18 protein-coding genes are annotated in these 26257 nt (G+C 66.6%); 7 read left to right on the top strand and 11 right to left on the bottom strand.

Translation table 11 applies throughout. The features are described 5' to 3' along the window. The 6 genes from EK403_RS03865 to EK403_RS03840 form a co-directional block, all read right to left on the bottom strand. The coding region (locus tag EK403_RS03865; RefSeq protein ID WP_342633766.1) for an ATP-grasp domain-containing protein at positions 1-169 on the bottom strand (169 nt) is incomplete at its 3' end. Between the two features lie 180 nt (positions 170-349). Beyond that, positions 350-2530, bottom strand: coding sequence for an acetate--CoA ligase family protein (locus EK403_RS03860; protein WP_128776177.1), 2181 nt, complete (start codon positions 2528-2530; stop codon positions 350-352). A gap of 300 nt (positions 2531-2830) precedes the next feature. Continuing rightward, the gene (gene oxlT, locus EK403_RS03855; protein WP_128776176.1) at positions 2831-4150 is read right to left on the bottom strand and encodes an oxalate/formate MFS antiporter; all 1320 of its coding nucleotides are present in this window, start codon (positions 4148-4150) and stop codon (positions 2831-2833) included. A gap of 84 nt (positions 4151-4234) precedes the next feature. Continuing rightward, the gene (locus EK403_RS03850) at positions 4235-4762 is read right to left on the bottom strand and encodes a tripartite tricarboxylate transporter TctB family protein (RefSeq protein ID WP_128776175.1); all 528 of its coding nucleotides are present in this window, start codon (positions 4760-4762) and stop codon (positions 4235-4237) included. 53 nt (positions 4763-4815) lie between these two features. After that, a complete protein-coding gene (locus EK403_RS03845; protein ID WP_128776174.1) occupies positions 4816-5838 on the bottom strand; it encodes a Bug family tripartite tricarboxylate transporter substrate binding protein in 1023 nt (340 codons plus the stop codon). 78 nt (positions 5839-5916) lie between these two features. Then, positions 5917-7431, bottom strand: coding sequence for a tripartite tricarboxylate transporter permease (locus EK403_RS03840; RefSeq protein ID WP_128776173.1), 1515 nt, complete (start codon positions 7429-7431; stop codon positions 5917-5919). A 237-nt stretch (positions 7432-7668) separates the two neighbouring features. Here EK403_RS03840 and EK403_RS03835 point away from each other — a divergent pair, with 237 nt between their 5' ends. The 4 genes from EK403_RS03835 (at position 7669) to EK403_RS03820 (ending at position 12550) form a co-directional block, all read left to right on the top strand. After that, positions 7669-8355 carry a GntR family transcriptional regulator gene (locus EK403_RS03835; RefSeq protein ID WP_128776172.1) on the top strand — a complete coding sequence of 229 codons (687 nt, stop codon included), beginning with the start codon at positions 7669-7671 and terminating at the stop codon, positions 8353-8355. A gap of 39 nt (positions 8356-8394) precedes the next feature. Then, positions 8395-10140 (top strand): thiamine pyrophosphate-binding protein, encoded by a 1746-nt coding sequence (locus EK403_RS03830; RefSeq protein ID WP_128776171.1) that lies wholly within the window; start codon positions 8395-8397, stop codon positions 10138-10140. A 108-nt stretch (positions 10141-10248) separates the two neighbouring features. After that, complete coding sequence (gene frc / locus EK403_RS03825; protein ID WP_128776170.1) at positions 10249-11529, top strand: formyl-CoA transferase; 1281 nt, start codon at positions 10249-10251, stop codon at positions 11527-11529. Positions 11530-11620: 91 nt separating this feature from the next. Beyond that, positions 11621-12550, top strand: a complete 930-nt coding sequence (locus EK403_RS03820; RefSeq protein ID WP_128776169.1) for a methionyl-tRNA formyltransferase — start codon at positions 11621-11623, stop codon at positions 12548-12550. A 32-nt stretch (positions 12551-12582) separates the two neighbouring features. Here EK403_RS03820 and EK403_RS03815 read toward each other — a convergent pair whose 3' ends face one another. The 5 genes from EK403_RS03815 to EK403_RS03795 all read right to left on the bottom strand — a co-directional run bounded on the left by EK403_RS03815 (position 12583) and on the right by EK403_RS03795 (position 19703). Then, entirely contained in the window at positions 12583-13377 is a 795-nt protein-coding gene (locus EK403_RS03815; protein ID WP_428979569.1) for an EAL domain-containing protein, read from the bottom strand. Between the two features lie 117 nt (positions 13378-13494). Then, the gene (locus tag EK403_RS03810) at positions 13495-15531 is read right to left on the bottom strand and encodes a putative bifunctional diguanylate cyclase/phosphodiesterase (RefSeq protein ID WP_128776168.1); all 2037 of its coding nucleotides are present in this window, start codon (positions 15529-15531) and stop codon (positions 13495-13497) included. 234 nt (positions 15532-15765) lie between these two features. Continuing rightward, positions 15766-17637 (bottom strand): bifunctional isocitrate dehydrogenase kinase/phosphatase, encoded by a 1872-nt coding sequence (aceK, locus tag EK403_RS03805; RefSeq protein WP_128776167.1) that lies wholly within the window; start codon positions 17635-17637, stop codon positions 15766-15768. A 57-nt stretch (positions 17638-17694) separates the two neighbouring features. Further along, positions 17695-18345, bottom strand: a complete 651-nt coding sequence (locus tag EK403_RS03800; RefSeq protein WP_128776166.1) for a hypothetical protein — start codon at positions 18343-18345, stop codon at positions 17695-17697. Positions 18346-18464: 119 nt separating this feature from the next. Beyond that, positions 18465-19703, bottom strand: a complete 1239-nt coding sequence (locus tag EK403_RS03795) for a cytochrome P450 (RefSeq protein ID WP_128776165.1) — start codon at positions 19701-19703, stop codon at positions 18465-18467. 172 nt (positions 19704-19875) lie between these two features. Here EK403_RS03795 and EK403_RS03790 point away from each other — a divergent pair, with 172 nt between their 5' ends. The 3 genes from EK403_RS03790 (at position 19876) to EK403_RS03780 (ending at position 25846) form a co-directional block, all read left to right on the top strand. Beyond that, positions 19876-21312 (top strand): sulfotransferase family protein, encoded by a 1437-nt coding sequence (locus EK403_RS03790; RefSeq protein WP_128776164.1) that lies wholly within the window; start codon positions 19876-19878, stop codon positions 21310-21312. Positions 21313-21535: 223 nt separating this feature from the next. Next, the gene (locus EK403_RS03785) at positions 21536-22660 is read left to right on the top strand and encodes an efflux RND transporter periplasmic adaptor subunit (RefSeq protein WP_128776163.1); all 1125 of its coding nucleotides are present in this window, start codon (positions 21536-21538) and stop codon (positions 22658-22660) included. Between the two features lie 3 nt (positions 22661-22663). Next, a complete protein-coding gene (locus EK403_RS03780) occupies positions 22664-25846 on the top strand; it encodes an efflux RND transporter permease subunit (RefSeq protein ID WP_128776162.1) in 3183 nt (1060 codons plus the stop codon). Positions 25847-26257 lie beyond the last annotated feature (411 nt).

Here is a 26257-nt window from a genome sequence, read left to right as displayed (position 1 = left end):
CCTTGCCGCGGCCCCCCGCATGAATCTGTGACTTCACAACCCACACAGGGCCGCCAAGCGCGTTCGCCGCATTCTCGGCCTCCCCGGCCTCGAAGATCGGAAAACCGTTCGGCACCGGGGCGCCGTAGTCGCGAAGCAATGCCTTCGCCTGATATTCGTGGATGTTCATCGGCGGACGTTCCTCAAGACGTTTCTGTTCTTACAGCGAGCCGAAAAGACCCCTCGTCCGGCGCGGCGGCTGCCGCGCGTCCGCCCGGGAGAGCGGCGGACCCTCGCGGACGCCGCCCGATTGTCGGGAAGGCGGCGTCCGGGATCGGCGGACGAGGGGAAGCTCGGCGTCGGCCGGCGGTCAGCCCTTGATGAGGCCGGCCGCGCGGGCCCACTTGTACTTCGCGCCCAGCACCTCGACCGGCGTCTCGGTCGTGTAGGGGTAGGCCACGACGCCGTGGTCGTAGAGCTTCTCGCAGGCCGCCTCGACCTCGACGTCACCGACCAGCGACGCGACGATCGGCTTGTCGACGCCCTTGGCGCGCGCCTCGGTCACGACCTCGATCATCTTGTCGGCGAACACCAACGGCGGCGTCACGATCGTGTGCCAGTAGCCGAGGATCAGCGCGTGGATGCGGTCGTCCTCGAGCCCGAGCCGGACCGTGTTCTGATAGGTCACGGGCGGCTCGCCGCCGGTGATATCGACCGGATTGCCGGCTGCGCCGAAGGGCGGGATGAATTTGCGGAATGCCGCGTCCAGATCCTCGGGCATCTTCATCAGCGTCAGCCCGTTGTCGAAGCAGGCGTCGGACAGCAGCACGCCCGAACCGCCGGCGCCCGTGATGATCAGCACGTTCTCGCCCTTCGGCGCCGGCAGGACCTGCACGCCGCGGGCCATCTCCAGCATGCCGCGCAGCGACGGCGCGCGGATCACGCCCGAGGCCTTCAGCACGTCGTCATAGATCTTGTCGTTGCCCGCGAGCGCGCCGGTGTGGCTCGCCGCAGCCTTCGCGCCATAGGCCGTGCGGCCGGCCTTCAGCATGATGACGGGCTTTTTCTTCGAGACGCGGCTCGCGACCTCGGCGAAGGAGCGGCCGTCCTTCAGGTCCTCGCAATGCATCGCGATCAGGTCGGTGTTCGGGTCCTGCTCGAAAAAGGTGAGCAGATCGTCCTCGTCGATGTCGGATTTGTTGCCGAGGCCGACGATCGAGGAGACGCCCATCTTGGTCGAGCGGGCGAAGCCGATGATCGACATGCCGACGCCGCCGGACTGCGACGACAGCGCCGCCTTGCCCTTGACGTTGAACGCCGTGCAGAAGGTCGCGCAGAGGTTTTCCGGCGTGTAGTAGAAGCCGTAGATGTTCGGACCCATGATCCGGACGTCGTGCTTGCGGGCGGTCTCGAGCAGCTCGTCCTGCAGCGGCTGGTTGTCGGTCTCGGCGAAGCCCGACGGGATCATCACCGCGCCGGGAATGCCCTTGCGGCCGACCTCGTCCATCGCGCCGACGCAGAACTTCGCCGGCACCGCGAACACCGCGACGTCGACCTCGCCGTCATAGTCGAGCACGGACTTGTAGGCCTTGGTGCCCTCGATCTCTTCTGCCTTGGGGTGCACCGGGACAATGACGCCCTTGTAGCCGCCATTGATCAGGTTCTTCATCACCGAGTTGCCGATCTTGCCGGCCTCGTTGGAGGCGCCGATCACTGCGACCGCCTTCGGGTGGAAGATGCGGTTCATCGCCGTGACGATCGCGCCCTGGTCGGGGCGATAACGCTCCTTGCGCGCCTCGAAATTGCAGACGATCCGGGCGTCGACCGCGGTCGCGAATTTGTCGGTCGCGAACACCGGGTTGAGGTCGAGCTCCTCGATCTCGGGGAAATCCTCGAGCAGCGCCGAGACGTTGACCAGGATGTCGGCGAGCGCCTCGCGATTGACGGCCGCGGAGCCGCGCACGCCGTCCAGCATCTCCTGGGCCTTGATGGAGGAAAGCATGCCGAGCGCCTGTTCGTGGCTGACCGGCGCGAGGCGGAAGGTCAGGTCCTTCAGCACCTCGACCAGCACGCCGCCGAGGCCGAAGGCGATCAGCTTGCCGAAGGAGGGATCGGTGATCGCGCCGACCAGCGTCTCGATCGCGCCGGAGGGCAGCATCTGCTGGATCTGGACGCCCTCGATCTTGGCGTCGGCCTTGTAGCGCCTGGCGTTGGCGAGGATCGTGTCATAGGCCGAACGGGCGTCTCCGTCGGACTTGACGCCCACGATGACGCCGCCGGCGTCGGTCTTATGCAGGATGTCGGCGGAGACGATCTTCATCACCACCGGGTAGCCGATCGACGAGGCGAGGCGCGAGGCCTGCTCGGCCGAGGTCGCGAGGCCCTCCTTGGGCAGCGGAATGCCGTAGGCGTCGCAGACGATCTTGGCTTCGGGCGCGGTCAGCGCCGTGCGGCCGTCGGCGCGGACGCCGTCCAGCACCTTGCGGACGGCTGCGCTTTCATTGTCGGCGCGCCGGGAGGGCGCGGAAGCGGCGAATTGGGTCACGGTCATGGGCGGTCCCTCCTTGCGGGCGCTTTTCGTCGGACCTCCGGCAGGCGCAGCGCATGACGGCGGCGCGCCGGATCGTATCTCGGCCCTTGCATTGGCATTTGGCATACCAGTTCAGGGCGCTGTCAAGGCCGCTCGGCTGTTTCGGCAAGAAATCTTTCCGGATCTCGTCGACGCAGCCGTTGGACGCAGAAATGCTTCGGCCCGACCGGTATCGGCCCGTCGATTACTTGGAATGCGCGCCGGAGCGGATCCGGCGTCGGGAGCAGCGGGCCGGGACGAGGCGTCCCGGCCCGCGCGAGGTCACTCGGCGGGCGCGCCGACGGGCGCGCCGCGGTGTTCGATGCGGGCGTTGGCCACGACGCTGCGGCGCCAGGGCTTCAGCACGAAGATCGCGAGCAGCGAGGCCAGGATGTTGGCGCCGGCGGCGATCAGGAAGACGCCGTCCCAGGAGCCGCTCGACGACTGAAGCATGTTGGCGAACGGCACCAGCAGCGCGGCGGTGCCCTTGGCCGTGTAGAGCAGGCCGGCGTTGGCGCCGGCGAACTTGGCGCCGAAGGTGTCGGTGCAGGTCGAGGGGAACAGCGAGTAGATCTCGCCCCAGGCGAAGAACACGAGGCCCGACAGGATCACGAACCAGATCGGGTCGTGGCCCCAGAGATAGAGCATGTAGATGCCGACGCCCTCGATCCCGAAGGCGATGAACATCGTGTTCTCGCGGCCGATGCGGTCGGAGATCCATCCAAAGAAGGGTCGCGTCAGGCCGTTCAGGATGCGGTCGATCGTGGCCGCGAAGGTCACGGTGGTCATCGTCAGCCCGATCAGCGTGACCGAGACCTTGTCGATGTGGAGGTCGGCGGCGATCGGCTTCAGGTTCGCGGTGACCATCAGGCCGCCGGCGCCGACGATCACGAACATGAAGTACATCAGCCAGAAGATCGGATGCTTGAGCACCGCGCGCGGGCTGTAGTCCCGCCGGGTCTGCACGATTTTGGCCGAGACCGTCGGAGCCGGAGTCTGGCCGGCTTTCGGCGAAACCAGGAACAGCGACATCAGCATGATGATCGCCGCCTGCCCGACGCCGAAATAGATGAACGCCGATTGGTATCCGGCGCTTGCGATCGTGGCTTGGATCGGCGCGACGGTGAGCGCGGAGCCCGCGCCGAAGCCGGCCGCCGTGATGCCGGCCGCGAGGCCGCGCTTGTCAGGAAACCATTTGAGCGCGCTCGCGACGCATGTGCCGTAGACCGCGCCCGCGCCGACGCCGGCGATCACCTGGCCGGTGTAGAGCATCGGCAGCGAGCTTGCGATCCCGTTGATCACCCAGCCGACGCCGCACATCAGCCCGCCGAAGATCACCACGACCCGGGGGCCGTATTCGTCCACGGCCCAGCCCTCGATCGGCACCAGCCAGGTCTCGAACAGCACGAACAGCGTGAACGCCCATTGGATCGACGCGCGATCCCAGCCGAATTTCTCCTGGATGTCGGGGACGAAGAACGTCCAGCCATATTGCAGGTTCGCGATCATCACCATGCAGATCACGCCGATGGCGAGCTGCATCCAGCGATAGGTGTCGCTGACGCGCGCCTCCGGGCGCGCGCCGTCGCTGAGCGTTCCCATGAAACGCCTCCTGGCACTGTTTACGATGTCAGCGGTCGCCGGCTTGTCGTCGACGGCCCGGGGCGGCTCAGAAGAGCCGTCGGATCAGAAGCCGAAAGCGGCCTCGACCGGCCCCTTGGGGAGCGGAACGAGGAACCACACTTCGAACATCATGAAGCTCACGAAGGAGATCGTGAGCGCTACGGCGAGCGCCTTCCAGATGGCGAACTTGCCGAAGAAATACATGAAGGCCGCGATGTAGATCGCGGACGCGACATAGATCCCGATATAGCTTGTCGCGAGGACATAGATCACCGCCGGGACGAAGATCGCCGACATGCGGAACACGCCGGTCCTGGTGGTGAGCGTCTCGTCGGCCTCGGATTTCGAGATCACGGCGCGGGCGAGGTTGATCGCGCTGGCGATCGCCATCGCGACTGCGATGTAGAACGGGAAATAGCCCGGCGCGGGGCCTTCGTTCGGCTTCCAGTGGAAGCCGAGACGGATGCTGTCGGAGATCACGATCGCGGAGGCGACGAGGAACAGGCAGGCGACCACGATGTCGGCCGTCCTCATGCTCACGAGCGCCGGCTCATCACGTTCTTCGGGGGTCGGTTCGGTGATGTCGCTCATGACGTTCTTGTCGCCTCCGCGGATCGCTTGTTCAGCCCAAGGTCAGGCCGGGCTCACTGGCTCGCGGCCAGGAAGCCGGCGCCCTGCATGAGCTCCTTGTGCTTGGCCTCGGCGGCGGTCAGCCACTTCTCGAACTCGGGCCCGGACATCGTGGTCTGGTTGAAGGCGCCCTTCTTCATGAACTCCTTCCAGTCCTCGGTCTCGCGGACTTTCTTGAACAGATCGACATAGAACTGGACCTGCTCGTCGGTCGCGCCCGAGGTCGTGAAGATGCCGCGCAGCATCTGGTACTCGACCGGGAGACCAGACTCCATGCAGGTCGGGATGTCGCTCCACGCCATGTCGTCCGTCACCTTGTCGGTGTAGGTCGAGCGCTTCGAGTCAAAGATGCAGAGCGGCTTCAGTTGCTTGCCGCGCCACTGCGCGACCGCCTCGATCGGGTTGTTGACGCTCGAATCGACGTGGCCGCCGACCAGTTGGACCGCGACCTTGCCGCCGCCGTCATAGGGCACATAGGTGAAGTGCTTGCCGTCGAGCTGCTTCTCGATCGCGGCGGTGATGATCTGGTCTTCCTGCTTGGAGCCGGTGCCGCCCATCTTGAACTGCCGGTCCGGCGCGGCCTTCACCGCGTCGACATAGGCCTTGGCGTCGGGATAGTTCTTCTCGGCGTTGGTCCACAGGACGAATTGGTCGAGCGCGAGCATCGAAACCGGCTTCATGTCCTTCCAGTTGAAGGGCGCGCCAGTGCCGAGCGGGGTCGTGAACAGGTTCGAAAGCGTGATGATGATCTTGTGGGGATCGGCTTTCGACGCCTTCATCTCGATGAAGCCTTCGGCGCCTGCGCCGCCGCCCTTGTTGATGACGACGACGGGCTTGTCCATCAGGTTGTTCTTCTGGATCACGCCCTGGATGAAGCGCGCCATCTGGTCGGCGCCGCCGCCGGTGCCCGCCGGGATGATGAAAGTGACGGCCTTGGTCGGCTCCCAGGCGTTGGCGACGCCGGGAACCAGTCCGGCCATCAGAGCGCAGGCTGCGCCGAGCTTGAGCGCGGTTGACCTCAGTGTCTTAGCAAGCATGCGCAGTCCTCCCAGAATCGCCGCTGTTTTCGCGGCTTGTTGATTTCACCCGGAACGGCATCGGTTGCGATGCAGCACTTAGGCGGTGGTCGTGACCTTGTCGTCGCCTTCTTTCTTGCCCAGCAGCATGGAGACCAGCGGCCACAGGGCGAGGATCACGCCGAGCGTCATGATGCCGCCCGACAGCCAGTTGTGCCAGAACACCGTCACGTCGCCCTGCGACGTGAGCATGGCCTGACGGAACGAGCTTTCAGCCTGATCGCCGAGCACCAGCGCCAGCACCAGAGGCGGCAGCGGATAGCCGAGCTTCGTGAACAGGTAGCCCATCACGCCGAACACCAGCATCATCCACACGTCGAACATCGAGTTGTTCACGGTGTAGGCGCCGATCGCGCAGACCACGACAATGGCGGGCGCGATGATCGAGAACGGCACCCGCAGGATCGCGGCGAACAGCGGCACGCATGTCAGCACGATCACGAGGCCGACCACGTTGCCCATATACATTGAGGCGATCAGACCCCAGACGAACTCCTTCTGCTCGACGAAGAGCAGCGGTCCGGGCTGCAGGCCCCAGATCAGCAGGCCGCCGAGCAGCACCGCCGCGGTCGGCGACCCGGGAATGCCGAGCGTTAGCATCGGAAGCATCGCCGCGGTGCCGGCGGCGTGCGCGGCCGTCTCGGGCGCGACGACGCCCTCGAGCTCGCCCTTGCCGAAGTTCCGGCCGTTCCGCGAGAACCGCTTCGCGAGGCCGTAGCCCATGAACGAGGCCGGGGTGGCGCCGCCGGGCGTGATGCCCATCCAGGAGCCGACGATGCAGCTGCGCAAGAAGGTGACGGCCATCCGCGGCAACTGCCGCCAGGTCCGGATCACGGCGTCCATCTTGAGCTTCGCGGCGGCGCCGCGGAAGGCGAGCCCCTCCTCCATCGACGATAGAATCTCGCCGATGCCGAACAGCCCGATGACCGCGACGAGGAACTTGAAGCCGTTCAGCAGCTCGTCATAGCCGAAGGTCAGGCGCAGCGTCCCGGTGACGCCGTCGAGGCCGACGGAGGCGAGCGCGAAGCCCAGGCACATCGAGGCCAGCGTCTTCATCGCCGAGCCTCGACCCATGCCGAGGAAGCTCGCGAAAGTCAGGAACTGGACCGCGAAGAATTCCGCCGGGCCGAACCTCAGCGCGAATTTCGCGATCACCGGCGCCAGGAAGGTGATCAGGACGACGGCGAAGATCGCGCCGACGAAGGACGAAGTGAAGGCGCCGACCAGGGCCTCGTCGGCCTTGCCTTTCTGCGCCATCGGGTGGCCGTCAAAGGTGGTGGCCACCGACCACGGTTCGCCCGGGATGTTGAACAGGATTGAGGTGATCGCCCCGCCGAACAGCGCGCCCCAGTAGATGCTCGTCAGCATGATGATCGCGGAGGTCGGATCCATGCCGAAGGTGAGCGGGAGAAGAATCGCGACGCCGTTCGCGCCGCCGAGACCTGGCAGCACGCCGATGATGACGCCGAGCAGGATGCCGACGACCATCAGCAGGATGTTGTATCCCGAGATGGCGACGGCGAAGCCGCCCATAAGGGAGCTGAAGTCCTCCACGCGTTCCTCCACCCATTGTGACGGTCTTTCGGCCGGACATTCGAGTCCGATCCTGGCCGCTTTTGCCCGACAGGCTAAGCCGAGCGCAGCTGGTATGCAATATGCCTTTTTTATGTTGCACTGCAGCAACAAAAAGGGCCCAAAATCGCCTGTTGCGTCGGGTTATTGGCTGGATGTATGGTATGCCAAGAACCACGGAGGCCGAAAACGGCCCGCCAGTCTGGCGTAAGGCATATCATGGCGAACGCCGATTTAGACATTAGGCCGATCGACGAGGCGCCGAGCCTGAAGGCGCGCGCCTACGAGGCGCTGAAGAGCGCGATCGCGGGCATGAACATCTATGACGACGAGGCGCAGCTCCGACTTGACGAGCGCGCTTTGTCTCTGCGGTTCGGCGTCAGCCGCACGCCGCTCCGGGAGGCGCTGGCTCAGCTCGAGCAGGAAGGTCTCGTGCGGATCGTGCCGCGTCGGGGAATCTACATCGCCCGCAAGACCAAGGCCGAGATGCTGGAGATGATCGCGGTCTGGGCCGCGCTCGAGAGCATGGCGGCGCGGCTCGCGGTCGAGGTCGCCGCCGACGAGGAGATCGCCGCGCTCCACGAACTCGTCGACGGTTTCAGCGCCGGCGACGTCGGTTCGCACATGTTCGAATATTCCGACGTCAACATCCGTTTCCATCAGGCGATCATCGCGCTGTCGCGCTGCAAGATGATCGCCGACATGGCCAACGGATTGTTCACTCATGTCCGCGCGATCCGGCGGCGCACGATCTTCGAGCGCGACCGCGCCCGCAGGTCGATCGTCGATCACAAGGACATCGTCGAGGCGCTTGAGGCGAGAAACGGCGAAAGAGCCGAGCGTCTTGTGCGCGAACACACGCTCAAGCTTCGCGAGCATGTCGACCGCTTCGTCGCGATCGACTGACCGTAAAAAGCCGAAACGAGAACACTGGAGGAAATCGCCATGAACGTCGCGGTCAAGCCTGCCGTCTCAACTGCCGAAGACACCCTCGCCCGCAAGACCAAGGACGGCAGCGTCATCTCGGGCGGCCATCTGGTCGCCAAGGCGCTCAAGGCCGAGGGCGTCGACACGATCTTCACGCTGTGCGGCGGCCACATCATCGACATCTATGACGGCTGCATCGACGAGGGCATCCGCATCATCGACGTCCGCCACGAGCAGGTCGCGGCCCACGCCGCCGACGGCTACGCCCGCCAGACCGGCAAGCTCGGCTGCGTCGTCACGACCGCCGGTCCCGGCTGCACCAACGCGGTGACCGGCATCGCGACCGCGTTCCGCTCCGAGAGCCCGGTGCTGCACATCGGCGGCCAGTCGGCGCTCGTCCAGTGGAAGCAGCAGGGCCTGCAGGACCTGCCGCATGTCGACATGATGAAGCCGATCACCAAGTTCGCCTCGACCGTCATGTCGACCGAGCGCATCGCCGACATGGTCTCGATGGCGGCCCGCGAATCCTTCGCCGGCGCCTACGGCCCGTCCTATCTCGAGATCCCGCGCGACGTGCTCGACCGCGAGATCGCGCTCGACAAGGCGGTGCTGCCGAAGCCCGGCCACTACCGCGCCTCGGTCAAGTCGATCGGCGATCCGGCCGACATCGAGAAGCTCGCCGACATCCTGGTCAACGCCGAGCGCCCCGCTATCCTGCTCGGCCAGCAGGTCTGGTCGTCGCGCGGCCATGAGGACGCGATCGCCCTGCTCCGCGGCCTCGACGTCCCGGGCTACTTCAACGGCGCCTCGCGCGGCCTGCTGCCGCCCGGCGACCCGCACCACTTCGACCGCACCCGCTCGCTCGCCTTCGCGAAAGCGGATGTGGTGGTCATCGTCGGCACGCCGTTCGACTTCCGCATGGGCTACGGCAAGCGCATCAACGTGCCCTGCCTCGTGCAGATCGATCAGGGCTACAACATGGTCGGCAAGAACCGTGACGTGGATCTCGGCATCGCGGGCGATCCCGGCGCGGTGCTCAAGGCCGTGCTCGAGGCCGCGTCCGGCCGCCTCAAGAACGACAAGCGCCAGAAGCGCCAGGAGTGGATGAAGCAGCTCCAGGAGGCCGAGAAGGTCGCCTATGACAAGGTTCTGCCGCTGCTGAAGTCGGACCAGAGCCCGATCCACCCCTACCGCGTCGCCTACGAGCTCAACGAGTTCCTGGCCGACAACACGGTCTATATCGGCGACGGCGGCGACGTCGTGACGATCTCGGCCCAGGCGGTGCGTCCGCGCAATCCCGGCCAGTGGATGGATCCGGGCGCGCTCGGCTCTCTCGGCGTCGGCACCGGCTTCGCGCTCGCGGCCAAGGTCGCGAACCCGGAGAAGGAAGTGCTCTGCTACTACGGCGACGGCGCGTTCTCGATGACCGCCTTCGACATGGAGACCTGCGACCGGTTCAACGCGCCGTATCTCGCCGTCATCGGCAACAACTCGGCCATGAACCAGATCCGCTACGGCCAGCTCGCCAAGTATGGCGAGGAGCGCGGCGACATCGCCAACAAGCTCGGCGACGTCGAGTTCTCGAAGTTCGCCCACATGCTCGGCAACCATGGCGAGGAGGTGCGCGAGGCCTCCGAGATCCAGCCGGCTCTGCTGCGCGCCCGCGAGGCGATCGCCAAGACCGGCAAGTCGGCCGTGGTCAACATCTGGGTCGACCCGAACGAGTACGCGCCGGGCACCAAGAACCAGACGATGTACAAGTGATTTGAACGCGTCGGCGGCGCGCCCTTGCGGCGCGCCGCCATCGTCTTTTTTATCGGGTCGCGGACAGGAGCGGCGCGCCGCACCCCGACCTCAAGGGAGGAAACCCAAATGGCCGAGAAGGCTCTCGAAGGCGTCCGCATCCTGGACTTCACCCATGTCCAGTCGGGCCCGACCTGCACCCAGCTGCTCGCCTGGTTCGGCGCGGACGTCATCAAGGTCGAGCGCCCCGGCGCCGGCGACGCGACGCGCCAGCAGCTGCAGGACATCCCCGACGTGGACAGCCTCTATTTCACGATGCTGAACCACAACAAGCGCTCGATCACGATCGACACCAAGAACCCGAAGGGCAAGGAAGTGCTCTGGCGGCTGGTCAAGGAGTGCGACGTGCTGGTCGAGAACTTCGCGCCCGGCGCGCTCGCCCGCATGGGCTTCTCCTGGGAGAAGCTGCACGAGGCGAACCCGAAGCTGATCGTGGCCTCGGTGAAGGGCTTCGGCCCCGGCCGCTACCAGGACTGCAAGGTCTATGAGAACGTCGCGCAATGCGCCGGCGGCTCGGCCTCGACCACCGGCTGGCGCGACGATCTGCCGATGGTGACGGGCGCCCAGATCGGCGATTCGGGCACCGGCCTGCATCTCGCGCTCGGCATCGTCACGGCGCTCTACCACCGCACCCATTCGGGCGAAGGCCAGCGGGTCGACTGCGCCATGCAGGACGGCGTGCTGAACCTCTGCCGCGTCAAGCTGCGCGACCAGCAGCGCCTCGCCCACGGCCCGCTCAAGGAGTACAGCCAGTTCGGCGAGGGGATCGCGTTCGGCGACGCCACTCCGCGCGCCGGCAACGACTCGGGCGGCGGCCAGCCCGGCCGCATCCTGAAGTGCAAGGGCTGGGAGCACGATCCCAACGCCTACATCTACTTCATCACCCAGGCCGCGGTCTGGGAGCCGATCTGCGACATCATCGGCGAACCGGGCTGGAAGACCGATCCGGGCTACGCCACGCCGAAGGCGCGGCTGCCGCACCTGAACGAGATCTTCACGCGCATCGAGGCGTGGACCATGAAGCACGACAAGTTCGAGGCCATGGACATCCTCAACGAGTACGACATCCCCTGCGGTCCGATCCTGTCGATGAAAGAGATCGCCGAGGACGAGTCGCTGCGCGCGACCGGCACCGTCGTCGAGGTCGATCATCCGACCCGCGGCAAGTATCTGTCAGTCGGCAACCCGATCAAGCTGTCGAACTCGAAGACCGAGGTCACGCGTTCGCCGCTGCTGGGCGAGCACACGGCTGAGATCCTCAAGGACGTGCTCGGCTACAACGACAACGAAGTCGCCGAGATCGAGAATTCGGGCGCGGTCGGCCAGGTGAGCAAGCTCGCGGCCGAGTGATTCCAGCCTGCGGTTGACGCATCGGCCCCGCCGTCGCAGGACGGCGGGGCCATTTCATTAAAGAAGACTTCTAACGACAGGGAGACGCCTCATGCGCATCGTGGTCCATGGACAGCAGGCCTTCGGCAAGGCGGTGCTCGAGGCGCTGCTCGCCCGCGGCGAAGAAGTCGTCGCCGTCTATGTCGCGCCCGAGAAGGAGGGCCAGAAGGCCGATCCCCTGAAGGAGGCGGCGCTCGCCGCCGGCCTCGAGGTGCGCCAGCCGTCCTCCTACAAGGACGAGGCGGTCCATGAGGAATTCCGGGCGCTGAAGCCGGACCTGCAGGTCATGGCCTTCGTGACGCTGTTCGTGCCCTCGGCCTTCCTCAACATCCCGACCCACGGCTCGATCCAGTATCATCCGTCCCTGCTGCCCGCCTATCGCGGAGCCTCCGCGATCAACTGGCCGATCATCAAGGGCGAGACAGAGACCGGGCTGTCGATCTTCTGGCCCGACGACGGCCTCGACACCGGCGATGTGCTCCTCCAGAAGACCACTGAGATCGGTCCGAAAGACACGCTGGGCTCGGTGTATTTCGACCGGCTGTTTCCGATGGGCGTCGAGGCGATGCTGGAGTCCGTCGACCTCGTGAAGGCCGGCAAGGCTCCCAGGATCAAACAGGACGAGGACAAGGCCACCTATGAGGGCCTCTGCCGCGCTGGAAACGCCAAGATCGACTGGGGCAAGCCTTGGGAGCAGATCGACCGGCTGATCCGCGGCTGCAACCCCGCCCCCGGCGCCTGGACGACGCTGAACGGCCAGACGCTCAAGATCTTCGACGCGACCCCCCTCCCCGCCAAGACCCCGAAGGAGATTGGCGGCAAACTCGGCGAGATCGTCGTCGTCGAGGACGACGGCTTCCAGGTCGTCTGCGCCGACGGGAGGTTCAAGGTCACGCGCGTGCAGGCCGAGGGCGACAAAAAGGCGCCGGCCGGCGAGTACGCCAAGGCCGCGGGGCTGGAGAAGGGCGCGAAGTTCGCCTGAGGCGAAGTTTCAAGAACGGCTCCGGCGACGTCTCAGGCTGCAGCGCGCCGGCGCGTCTTGAGCGCGGCGGCGTCGATGGCGGGCAGGGCCTCGAACGCCGGCTTTGCGAGCAGGTAGCCCTGGATCAGCTTGATCCCGAGCCGGCGGAGGGCGGCGAGCTCGTCGCGGGTCTCCACCCCTTCGGCCACGACCGCGATGTCGAGGGCGTAAGCGAGCCGCGTCACGCAGTTGACGATGGCCTGCCTCGCCCGGCTCGTGTCGATGCCCCGGACGAGGTCCATATCGAGCTTCACGACGTCCGGCTGGAACTCGGCCAGTAGGTTGAGGCCCGAATGGCCGGCGCCGAAATCGTCGATCGCGGTGGTGAATCCCTGCCGCTTGTATTCGTTCAGGATGTTGACGAGGTGCGGCCGGTCCTCGACGCGCTCGCCCTCGGTGACCTCGAACATGATGCGGTCGATCGGGAAGTTCGAGCGGCGGGCGGCCGCAAGCGTCGTGCCGAGGCAGAGCTCCGGCTGATAGACCGCGTTCGGCATGAAGTTGATGCTGACGCGCGTGGTCATGCCCAGACGGGCGGCGAGTTCGACGGCGCGGCGGCGGCAGAGCTGGTCGAAGGCGAAGCGGTTGTCATGCGTGACCTTCGACATCACGGCGCCGGCCCCCGAACCGTCGACGCCCCGCACCAGCGCCTCATAGGCGAAGATCGATCCGTCGGTGACGTCGACGATCGGCTGGAACGCCATGGTGAGTTCGACGCCGAACGGGCCGCGGCACCCCGCGCATCCGGCCGAGGCGAGCAGATCGAGGGATTCGTCGCCGAGCGGCATTGCGGTCTCCCGTCGCGCTGAGAGAAAGCGCTGTCCCAGAGACTGCGGCCGCAAGCCTTGCTATCCGGTTACCCCTACCGGCGGCGATCAGGCCGGGTCGGACCTGCCTGCCGACGGTCAGGCCGCGGCCGCCCGCTTGCGGTTGGCGTCGAAGAAAGGCGCGACTTCGCTTGCGGGCCGTGGCGCGCTGAACAGGAAGCCCTGCACCTGCTGCGCGCCCTGCGCCCGCACGGCCGCGAGTTCGTCCTCGGTCTCGACGCCTTCGACCAGCGTCGTGATGCCGAGCGACGCCCCGAGCCCGACCAAGGCGCGGATGATCGCCGCCCCTTCGGCCGACTCGTCGGAGTTCCGCAGGAACGACTGGTCGATCTTGATCTTGTCGAAGGGGAAGCGGCGCAGATAGCTGAGCGACGAGTAGCCGGTGCCGAAATCGTCCATGGCGATGCGGATGCCCATGCTCCGCAGCAGGTGCAGCGTCTGGAGATTGGCTTCGGTGTCGTCGAGCAGCACGCTCTCGGTGATCTCGAGCTCGAGCCGCTCTGGCTTCAGCCCGCTGCCGGCGAGGGCGAGCAGCACGGTCTGGGCGAAGCCGCGGTGGCGGAGCTGGATGGCCGACACATTGACCGCGATGCTGACGTCGCTCGGCCAGCCGGCGGCCTCACGGCACGCCTGGTTCAGGATCCATTCGCCGAGCTGGATGATGATCCCGGTCTCCTCCGCGAGGGGGATGAACGTCGCCGGGCTGATCAGCCCCCTCTGCGGGTGCCGCCAGCGCACCAGCGCCTCGAATCCCTTCACCTCGTCGCCGTCGAGCTCGATGAGCGGCTGGTAGTGCAACTCGAAGGCGTCGGTCGCGAGCGCCTCGCGAAGATCGCGTTCGAGCGCCATCCTGGCCTGCGCGCTGTCGTCCATCGCCGGATCAAACACGCATGCCGCGCCGCGGCCGAGCGACTTGGCGTGGTAGAGGGCCATGTCGGCGTTCTTGAGCAGCCGTTCGACGTCGCACGCGCCGTCGGCGTCGAGCGCCACCCCGACGCTGGCGCCGATCTGGACCGCGATGCCGCCGAGATCGTAGGGCCCGCTCACGACGCCGATCAGTCGGTTGGCGAGCGCAAGCGCCGCCGCCTCGTCGTGGACGGCGTTGAGAACCGCGAATTCGTCGCCGCCGAGCCGGACCACGAGGTCGACGTCGCGGATGCTCGCCCTCAGGCGGTCGGCGATCGCGCGCAGCAGCTTGTCGCCGACCGAATGGCCGTGCGCGTCGTTCACCGCCTTGAATCGGTCGAGGTCGAGACAGAGCACCGCGAGTCGGCCCGCGCTCCCGGGCTGAGCTTCGCCGCCCGCCTCGCGCAGGGCGACCCGGTTCGGAAGGTCCGTCAGGGCGTCGTGGCGCGCCATATGGGCGATGCGCGCTTCGTTGCGGCGGCGCTCGGTGACGTCCTCGAAGGTCGCGACCCAGCCGCCTCCCTCCATCGGGCGATGGCTGACGGCGATCACGCGGCCGTCCGCGAGCTCGCGATGGACGGGCGTCGCGTGGTCGATCGCAAGCGAGGTGCGGGTTCCCTCGCACAGCTTGTCGACGGTCAGGCCCTGCTTGTAGCGCCCGAGGCTGACCAGTTCCTCGACGATCTCGCGCTGGGTCATGCCGACGCGCAGCACGTTGCGGTTGAGGCCGAACATGTCGCAATAGCGGTTGTTCACGACGACGAGCCGCGAATCCGCGTCGAACATGCACAGCCCCTGGCTCATGTTCTCGAGCGCGGCGTCGAAGCGGCGGAGCTGCTCGGCGAGCTCGGCGCGCGCCTCCTGCTGGGCGGTGACGTCGGAGCCGACGCCGCGATAGCCGACGAAGCCTCCCGCTGCGTCGAATACAGGGGCGCCGCTGAGCTCGAACCAGCGCCGGCGGCCGTCCGGGTGATCATAGGGAAACAGAAAGTCGCGGATCTCGCGCAGTTCGGCGATCGCGGCGTGGTACTCGGTCCAGTCGGCCGCGTCGCCCATCACTGCGGCGCGCTCGCGACCCAGCAAGTCCGAGGTCGTCCGGCCGGAGATCGCTCCGGCGTTTTCCGACAGAAAGACCAGTCTCCGCGCGGCGTCGATCTCCCAGAACCAGTCGGAGGTCAAACCGGCGAAATCCTTCAACCAACGTTCCATGGCGATCACTCTGAAACCCGAGGCGGCAGGTTATGCTGCAGCGCATAAATTCGGAGTAAAAAGTTCTCGCTTTCGCCGATTTATTTCAGGCGTGGAGGCAATCTCGCCTTCGTAGCGCTCAACATATTCGCATCTACTCTAAGAAAAATGCCCACGAAAGCGTCATTTGCCTAGCGTGCGGGCAGTATTCGGCGCGATCACTGAGACGGTTGGCTCCGCCGGAAGACGTTCGCGTCATTCGGCCGCGTCCTTCGTCCCCGCCCCGCCATAGACCTTGAGGACGTGGCGGTGGAGCCGGCGTTCGCTGGGATAGGAGCGCACCATCGGCACCTTGCCCTCGCAGAGCGCCCGCTGCATGCCCTCCCAGTAGTCGACGCTCATCAACTGGGGGTGAGCGGTCTTGAACAGCCGACGAAGCTCCGGATCGTTGATTCTGAGGCCCGTCATCATCTCCTCGGGCAGGAACACCGTGCCGTCCTCGAAGAACCAGTCCGGGACGTCCTCCTCGCCCTCCTCGCGGCCCACATTGGTGCGGATCTTCACCTCGGTCAGCGGTTCGACCGCGTCATAGTCGAACAAATAGACGCGGCCGATCGGCGAGACGCCGTAGTTCCGGCCGTCGAGATCCTTGTTGAAGATGTTCACGGCCGCATTGTTCTTGATGCAGTCGCCGAGGCTGAGCACGGCGCGCCGGCGGTCGTCAGGGCCGGCCTGATCGAGATAGATCGTCAGCGGGATCATCTTCATCTGCACGATGAGGTGTCGGAACAGCACCTCGTCGCCATGCGGGCTCACCGTCTTCGAGGCGTCCGCCAGCAGCTCCTCGAGAAGCGCGTCGGAGAACAGCTCGCGCCTCAGCGTGACGTTCGAATAGAGCACGTTGTCGAGCATCGAGCCGGCGCGGTCGGCGTCATGCACCAGCCGGTACTTGTCGAGCACCGCGTCGACGCCGGCGAAGGAGCCCCATTTGTAGCCCTCGGTCGGCCTGTCGCGGATGACTTTCAGCACATAGGCCGAGGACGGCGCCGAGAAGCCGATCGCGACAGTGCCGCGGAACCCCGCGGCGGTCGTGAAGCGTTCGCCGCTCCTGCCGTGCTCGGAGGCGATCTCATCCATGATCGCGCGCTTGCCGACATGGTTGAAGCCGATCGTCGAATAGTGCGTGCCGAGCGGACGCTTCGGCATCAGCTCGTGCAGGAAGGTCGCGAGCTCGTGGTAGCGCGGATTCGTGACGTGGAAATTCGCGAGCGTCGAGGAGAACACGTATTGGAGCTGGTCTGACTCCATCAGGACGGCGTCGACATAAAGGCCGTGCGGGTTGTTGAGCACGGCGATCAGCAACGGGATCGGCGCCCTGCCCTCGCTCAGTATCCGTCCGAGCAGATAGGCGCCGCGGTTTCGGTAGAAGCCGGCTTCCACCATCTCGACCGTGAGGCGCTCGCCGTCGTCGCAGCCGACGCGCAACAGGGTTCGGTTGATCTCCATGGCCGCGAGTCGCGCGTCCGTCGTCTTGTCGCGCCAGGGGGCGGAGAAGCCCGCGACGTCCAGGACCTCGGCGATCACCGCGCCGCGCATCGGCATCGTGGTCTCGAAGCGACGCAGGACGTTCGCGGGATGGACCAGTCCCTCGGCGGCCGTGGCGGCGTAGACCGCCGGCTTCCAGACGTCCTCGAACAGCTCGCGCCGGATCGAATAAAGGAACGCAAAGGCCAGATCGGCCTCGTAGCGGCCCTCGATCAACTTCAAATATCTGGCCTCGAGCGCCTTCCAGAAAGCTTCGTCGCGCTTCAGCTCCGGCGCGCCGGATTTGAGATCCTCGATGATCCGCTCGACGCCGACCGAATAGCGCGCGAGCCGGTTCTTCGAGAAAGCGACGATGTCGGGCCAGCGTCGCGTTTCGAACGCCGCCTTCACCTCGAGTGGAATGGCGCGGGACTCGCGATAGTATTCGTCGAACGCCGCATGGACGAGCCGCGCCACGACCGAGATGCGTTCCTCGCGATCGATAGCGCCATAGAGGTCGGAGAGATCGACCGTGACCTCCTCCTCCGTCCCGTCGCCACGCCGCGATAAGGCGTCGACCCAACCGTTCCTGGCGTCGCTCATCCTGCGAAGACTGCAGAAAGCGGCCTCGGGACGATAGCCTGACTTCCGTCGCGAGCCTCAGCCGTTGACCACGACGGCGGTCATCGACCCGCCTCTCACGTCGCAGAAGCCGTAGCCGGTCCGGATGTCGGCCGTGAGGTTCAGATGGTAGCTCTCCGAACTGGTCTTCCGCTTCACATAGGCGCGGGTCAGCGAGATAGGATAGTAGCGGAAGACCGAGTAATCCCCGTCGTCGACATCGTCGCGGCTCGGCCGCTCGCGCGAGCCGATGCGCGTCGATCCCTCTTCGCCGACGACGATCGTATTCGAGGTTCCGTCCTGGATGGCGAGATCGACCACGAACTCGATCTTCGACGGGTCGGTTCCCTTGCCTGCGGGCTCGTTCTTCATCTCGCAGTAGACTAGGCCGCTCCAGCTCACAAGCACGTCCGAACTCGTATCCGCCGTCACGCTGAGCGGCGTCCCGCGATAGGCGAGCGAACTCTCCTTCATCGCGCGGAACACCCGCCCGCAATAGAACTCGTCCGCCTTCGAGCCGCACGGCTTCTTTTTGTAGACCGCCACGGCGGGGGTTCCGGCCGGCGCCTGCGGGGAGGTCTGGCGCTCGCCGATGATCTCGATGATCCGGGTCGACGTCTCCCCAGCCAGCGCTGCGCCGCAGGCCAACGCGGCCGCCGCCGCGCCGAGCGCCAATTTTTTCAACGACATGGTCGGCCTCGCCGTGTTTCCGCGCGCGCGGCTTGCGGCGGGAGCCGCGAAAGTGATCGGGACCTGTGACCGTTGCAAGTCGCTCTGATCGCAAAGGCCGCAGTTCCTTCGCGACATCCCTATCCCCAGCGCAGCGGGAACGATTCCGGCACGCCGCCTTCAAAACGCACCGGTCCTTCGGCCCGAAGGTTCGGCAGCAGCAGGCACTGGCGCACGACCTCCGGGATCATCGCCTGGGCGATCACCCGGCCGAGGCATTCGTGCAGGCCCTGCCCGAAGGTGAAGGCGTCGGCCTGCGACCGGGCCTCGTCGAACCGATCCGGCTCCTCGAACGCCGCCTCGTCGAACATCGCGCTATGGGTCACGGCGAGCACGGTCGCGTTCGGCTCCACGGCGCGCGCCTCGGGCGTGCCGGCGCTCATCACCGTCCGGCGATGACAGGTGCGGAAGAAATAGGGGAAGGCCGGGTTGAAACGCAGCGCTTCGAACACGAAGCCGTCGAAGGCCTGCGCGTCCGGCGACGCGGCCGCGGCGCGGGCGCGGTCGAGGACGTCCGGCCGTTTCAGGAGTTCGGCGAGCGCGTTGTTGACGGCGTGCGATGTGGTCTCCACCGCGCCGATCAGCAGGCCGCCGGCGTTGAACAGCACCTTCTTGAGCGGGAAGTTCACGCCGCCGCTGAAGGACAGGTGGATCAGCCGCGAGATCGAGTCGTCGCCGCCGAAGCCGAGCTTCACCGCGACCGACCGTTTCGCCATCACCCGCGCCGTGAACAGCGCGAGCTCGGTGTTGGCGCGCTCGCGCTCGCGCACGATCTTCTGGGGGTCGGGCGTGACGATCGCGTCGAAGAACTGGTTGTGAAAGGCGTCCTGCTGGTTCCAGTAGGACCAGTCGAACAGCTGCTCGTCATCGGCGTCGTCGAAGCCGAAAAAGGTCTTCACCAGCGAGATCGGGACCGCGCGCGTCAGCCGCTTCGGCGCGTCGATCGCGCCGCCGGCCTCCCGTAGAATGTCGCGGGCCGTGTCGCCGACATGCGCGCGCATTCTTGGGACCTGCTCGAAATCGAGGATCGCCCGCATGATGGACTTGTCCCGCCAATGATCGGCGGTGTCGTCCTGCGCCATGAAATAGTCGCCCTGCTTCGGGCGGTAGAGGTCGACGCCGAAATCCTGGTGGCGCCGCAGCGTCAGCGCGCAGTCGGCGAAACGGGTGACGATGGTCAGGTCGGGCAGTTCGAGAACGGGGCGCTCGGCGCGCAGCTCCGCGAAGAAGGGCTGTGGTTCGCCATACATCAGTCCGCGAACCAGCCGCCAGCGCTCGCTCGCCGGCGCGGCGTCGATGCGGTCGAGATACGCGCCCATGCCAGCCCCCTCCCGTGCGCCCTCGGGCGCCCGCGGCCAAGCGCGTCCTCCCGGGACGCCGCGCCGGGATGCTAGAGGAGTTCCACAAGGCCCTCAATTGCGTCGACGGCGCGATCGGCGGAGCCGCTCCGATCCGCTTTACGCCGCATGCGCGAGACGTCTAAGAAAACTCATGCGCAAAGCCTTGCTGGTCCTCGGGATGCACCGCAGCGGAACGTCGGCGATGGCCGGCGCGCTCGACCGGATGGGCGCGACCGTCGGCACACAGCTGGTCGGCCCCGGACGCAACAACGCAGGCGGCTATTACGAATCCCGCCCGATCCTGAACGCCATGGAGGAGCTGCTCCAGGCTTGCGGATCATTCTGGCACGACTGGCGCCCGCTTGACCTTTCGGCCGCGCCGGACGACGAACTCGCCGCCATCCGCGAGAAGCTTCTTAAGCATCTCGATGACGAATTCGGCGCGGCGTCGCTGTTCACCGTCAAGGATCCACGCAATTGCCGCGCCGTGGGGTTCTGGCGCGACCTGCTGCAGTCCTTCGACAGCGAGGTTTTTGCGATTGTCGTGGTGCGTCGTCCGACGGCGGTCTGGCGCTCCCTGGAGATCCGGAACGGCATCGGCTTCGACAAGGCGGCCTTGCTATGGCTGAGGCACATGCTCGACGCCGAGGCGGCGACGCGGGACGTGCCGCGCGTATTCATCGATTACGACGCTCTTCTCACCGATCCCTATGCGACGCTCGTCAGGGTCGGCGAAGTTCTCGGAGAGAGCTGGACAGCCGACGCCGTCTCGGAGCGTCTGGCGGAGCACATCAAGCCCAGCCTCCGGCATCACGCCGGAGACGCAGACCGCAAGAGCGAGCTCGACGCCCTCGCGCCTTGGTTCAACGTCGTGTGGGAGACGCTCGCGCGATATGCGGCCGAGGGCCGGACAGACGGCGACGAAGCGACGCTCGACGCGGTCGCGGCCGACTTCGCGCGGTGCTCGGCGCCCTTCGCGCAGCATTTCGCCGCGATCGAGCAACTTGTCGCCGGGCTTGAACGCGACCTCGGCCGCATTCGCTCGGTCGCCGAGCAGGCGGCCGCGCGTCTCGCGCCCGCGCCGCCCGCAAAGCCCCGCCAGGCCGCGGCGCCCGCGACCGAACCGGCTGCGCCGAAACGCCCCGATCCCGTGGCGCAGGCCGCCTTCGCGCGGAGCCGCGAGGCGCTCGCAGGGGACCGCGCCGAGGAGGCGCTGGCCGCAGCCCGCGAGGCCGCCGAGAAGGCGCCCGACCATGCCGGCTTCGCCACCCATCTCGGCCATCTGCTGCTGCGCGCAGGGCTTCGCGACGAGGCGCGCGCCGCGCTCGTCTCGGCGGTCGAGCGCGCGCCGGACCTGGCGGCCGCGCAATTCCGGCTGGCTCAGCTCGAGCACGCCGACGGACGGCTGACCGAGGCGCTCGACCGCATCGGACGCGCCATGGCGTTGCGGCCGGGCGAGGCCTCCTATGTCGAGTTCGCCAGCCGCCTTTCCCGAAAGGCGCGCGCCGCCACGGCGCGCGCCAAGCCTGTCGAGAGCGCCGCCGCCGAGCCCGCCGAGCCGGCGCCGGAGACCACGCCTCCGGAATGAGGGGTCGTGTCGTCGGGCCGGCTCTCCCAGCATAGTCGCCGGGGGCGCATCCGTCTGCCTTGAGCGGGCGTTCTCCAACAGATCCGCGCCCCGGACAAATCCCGTTCGATCCGAGCGCTGACGCACGGCTTCGCGGTTACTGTTTCGGTTACAGTCTCGTGCGCCCGCGCCGCGGCGCGGCCGCTAGTCTCCCCGGGGACCCTCTTGGCGTAAGACAGGCTCAATGCGCGCGATCGACGCTCTTGCAGGGCTCTTGACGGCCGCGCTCGCTCTGAATGGCGGGATCGGATCAGCCCGAGGTCAAACAAGCGCTCCAGCGACTCCGTCGGTCGGGACCGTCGCGGCGGAGCGCAAGCCGATCAGCAAGTCGCTCGACTTCGTGGGGCGGATAGAGGGCGTCGAGAAGGTCGAGGTCCGGGCACGCGTCGTCGGCTTCCTTGAGGACGTCCTGTTCAAGGAGGGCGACGTCGTGGAGCCCGGCGCGCCGCTCTACAAGATCGAACAGGCCCAGTATCAGGCCGAGGTCCAGAAGGCCGAGGGCGCGATCGACATCAGCCAGGCGGCGAACGCGCTCGCGATCATCCAGCTTCAGCGGGCCGAGGACCTGGTCGCCAAGAACGCGGGAACGGTCGTCGCGCGGGATCAGGCGCGGGCGCAGAAACAGCAGACCGAAGGCTCGATCCTCTCGGACGAGGCGAACCTCAAGACGGCGCAGACCAATCTCGGTTACACGGACATCAAGTCGCCCATCCGCGGACGGATCGGCCGTACGGCGGTGACGAAGGGCAACGTCGTCGGGCCCGACAGCGGCGTCCTGACCACGATCGTCAGCCAGGACCCGATGTATGTGGTCTTTCCGGTCAGCCAGCGGGAGTTCCTGAAGAGCGCCCAGGCCGGCAAGCGGCCGGACCCCAAATCGATCAAGGTGCGGCTGCGGTTCGCCGACGACTCGCTCTATGACCAGCTCGGTCAGATCGACTTCGTCGACGTCAGCGTCGACCGGGGCACGGACACGCTGCTGGTCCGCGCCAGGATCCCGAACCCGGCCGGCGCCCTCACCGACGGGCAGTTCGTCCGCGTCGCGCTCGAGGCCGGGCAGCCGCAGGAAAAGGTGGTGGTCCCCCAGGCGGCGCTGATCGCCGATCAGGCCGGCGTCTACGTCTTCGCGGTCGAGGACGGCAAGGCCGTTACGAAGCGCGTGAAGCTCGGCGGCGACGCGGGCGTCGACGCGATCGTCGAGGAGGGGTTGTCGGGCGGCGAGCAGATCATCGTCGAGGGCCTGCAGACCGTCCGTCAGGGAGCGCCGGTGCGCGCAAGCCCGGCCAGGGCTTCCGCGAAGGGAATGTGAGGCATGCTTTCCTCGGTCTTCGTCGATCGACCGCGCCTCGCCATCGTCATCGCGATCGTCACGACGATCGCCGGGCTCCTGTCTCTGCTCGCGATCCCGGTCGCGCAATATCCCGACATCGTGCCGCCCCAGGTCTCGGTGACGACCCTCTATCCGGGCGCGTCCGCAAGCGTGGTCGACGCGACGGTGGCGCAGCCGATCGAGGCCCAGATCGTGGGCGTCGACAAGATGATCTACATGAAGAGCGTGAGCGGCAATGACGGCAGCTACACCCTCCTCGTTTCCTTCGAGCTCGGCACCGATCCCGACATCAATTCGGTCAACGTCAACAACCGCGTCCAGATCGCACTGTCGAAACTGCCTACGGATGTCCAGCGGCAGGGCGTGACGGTCAAGAAGAAATCGTCGGCGCTGCTCGGCGTGGTGGCGTTGTATTCGCCGAAGGGCACGCACGACCCGCTGTTCCTGTCCAACTACGTCACCATCAATCTGCTCGACCGCATCAAGAGCACTGCGGGCGTCGGCGACGCCACTCTCTGGGGCCCGCAGGACTATTCGATGCGGGTCTGGGTCGAGCTCGACAAGCTGACCGGCCTCAATCTCACGACCGGGGACGTCATCGGGGCTATCCAGGCGCAGAACGTGCAGGCGGCGGTCGGGCGGATCGGCGGGCGGCCGATCGCCGACGACCAGCAGCTCCAGCTCAGCATCCAGACCAAGGGGCGCCTCGCCTCGCCCGAAGAGTTCTCGAAGATCGTGCTGCGCACGAATCCCGACGGCTCGATCCTTCGGCTGGGCGACGTGGCGAGGGTCGAGCTGGGCGCCAGCAACCTCGATCGGGACACGCGGCTCGGCGGCGCGGCGGCCTCGGTGATCGCGCTCTATCAGGCGCCGGGCGCGAACGCGATCGCGACGCTTACCGCTGTCCGCAAGCAGATCGAGCAGCTCGCGCCCAGCTTCCCCGAAGACCTCGAATGGAAAGTGACCTACGACCCGACCGCCTTCATCACCGCGACAATCGACGAGGTCAAGAAGACGCTGATCGAAGCCTTCGTGCTGGTCGTGATCGTGGTCTTCCTGTTCCTCGGGAGCTTCCGCGCGACGCTGATCCCGACGCTTGCGGTGCCCGTCAGCCTGATCGGCGCCTTCATCGTCCTGAACGCGATCGGCTATTCGGCCAACTCCGTCTCCCTCCTCGCCGTGGTGCTGGCTATCGGCATCGTGGTCGACGACGCGATCGTCGTGGTGGAGAACGTCGAGCGGGTGATGGAGGAGCGCCCGGAGCTCACGCCCGCGGAAGCCACCAAGATCGCGATGGCCGAGATAACGGCGCCGATCATCGCGATCACGCTCGTGCTCCTGTCAGTGTTCGTGCCGGTCGCCTTCATCCCGGGCATCGCGGGCGAGCTCTTCCGCCAGTTCGCCGTCACCGTCGTGGTCTCGATGGTGCTGTCGGCGATCAACGCGCTGACGCTCTCGCCGGCGCTCTGCGGCGTGCTCCTCAAGCCGCATCATGGCCCGCGCCGCGGCGTCATGGGCTATGTGATGCGGAGCATCGACCATGTGCGCGACGGCTACGGCTGGGTGGTGGGCAAGATCGTCCGCGTCTCGATCCTCGGCATCGTCCTCGTCGCGGTCTGCGGCTTCGGCGTCGCGGCGCTGTCCAGGATGACGCCGACCGGCTTCCTGCCGGAGGACGACCAGGGCGCCTTCTTCGTCGTGGTCCAGTTGCCGGACGGCGCCGCGGTCGGCCGGACGCTCGACGTCGTTCGGCAGGCCGAGGAGATCTTGAAATCCGAGCACGCCATAGCCGACTACACGTCGGTCGTCGGCCTCAATTTCATCGACAATTATTCCCAGTCGAACTCCGGCTTCATGGTCGTGACGCTCAAGTCCTTCGAGGAGCGCAAGGATCCATCGATGGGCGCCGCCGCGGTGATGCGCGGCCTAGCGGGCAAGTTCGCGCAGATCCATGGCGGCGTGGTCGTGCCGATCGCCCCGCCCCCGATCATCGGCCTCGGCACGGGAGGCGGGTTCTCCTACGTGCTTGAGGATCTGCGCGGCGGCGACCCGAAAGCGCTCGCGCAGGTGGTGCGCGGCCTCGCCATCGCGGCCAATCAGGAGCCGAAGCTGTCGCGCGTCTTCAGCACCTTCTCGGCCACCAACCCCTCGATCTATCTCGAGATCGACCGCGACAAGGTGCAGATCCTCGGCGTCAAGCTGCAGGACGTGTTCCAGGCGCTGCAGGCGGCGCTCGGCGGCTACTACGCCAACGACTTCAACCTGTTCGGCAGGACCTGGCAGGTCCAGCTCCAGGCCGAGGCGGCGGACCGCGCGGCCGTCGACGACATCTACCGCATCAACGTCCGCAGCTCCGAAGGCAAGATGGTGCCATTGAGGAGCCTGCTGGAGATCAAGGTCGAGGTCGGGCCGCCGGCGCTCATCCGCTACAACAATTTGCGCGCCGTCACGCTGCAGGGCGGCCCGGCGCCCGGCGTCTCCTCCGGCGAGGCGCTGGCCGCCATGGAGCAGGTCGCGAAGCGCTCGCTGCCGCAAGGCTACGCCGGCGAATGGACCGACACCGCGTTCCAGGAGAAACGGGCCGAGGGCAAGACGCCCATCATCCTCGCCTTCGCGGTGCTGTTCGCCTTCCTGTTCCTTGTCGCGCTCTACGAGAGCTGGTCGATCCCCGTGCCGGTCCTGCTTTCGGTTACCGTCGGCATCCTGGGCGCCTTCGCGGCGCTCGTGCTCGGCAAGCTGACCCTCGACGTCTACGCGCAGATCGGCATGATCGTGCTGATCGGCCTCGCGGCGAAGAACGGCATCCTGATCGTCGAGTTCGCCAAGGAGCAGCGCGAACGCGGCGTCCCGTTGCTGGAGGCGGCCACGGAGGGAGCGCGGCTCCGCTTCCGGCCGGTGATGATGACGTCCTTCGCGTTCATCCTCGGCCTGCTTCCGCTGGTGATCGCGCACGGAGCGTCACAGCTCGCCCGGCGCGACGTCGGCTCGCCGGTGTTCGGCGGCATGATCGCCGCCTCGCTGTTCGGGATCTTCGTCATCCCGCCGCTCTACGTGTTCTTCCAGGCGATCCGCGAAAGGCTGCGGCCGTCCACCAAGCCAAAACCTCAGGCTGCACCGGGACCCGCTGTCTCAGCCGACGCCACAACAGAGGGGCGAACGGGATGACCGAGGACAACGATCTCAATTCCAGAGACGAGAAGACATGGCCGGCGGCCTCCACCACGATCATAGTGTTGGTCATAGTGTTCGGCGTTGGATATTTGATACACGCTTATTTTTCATAGGCTTATTCTTGAGCCGACCAGCAACCAGCTGACGCTGGCGGCGGGCGCTGCGCTTGGAGATCGGCTTGCTGAGGGACCGGGCGGCCGCGGCGCGTGTGCCGATGACGAGCGTCGCCGAAAGCGTGGTCGCCGCCCACGAGCGATGAGCGGGCTTGGCCTGCACATCTCGTTGGCCGAAAGGCAACGATCAAAGCATCCTTTGCTTTAATTATCGCCTTGCAGCCTGAGCATTCGGGGCTATCGTAACCGCTTCAGACAAGATCGCCTGACAGCAGGATTGTTACGTCTCATC

It is taken from the genome of Hansschlegelia zhihuaiae, assembly GCF_004103825.1.
In the GTDB taxonomy this organism is placed as follows: domain Bacteria; phylum Pseudomonadota; class Alphaproteobacteria; order Rhizobiales; family Methylopilaceae; genus Methylopila; species Methylopila zhihuaiae.
This window is presented reverse-complemented; position numbering and strand designations above follow the sequence as displayed.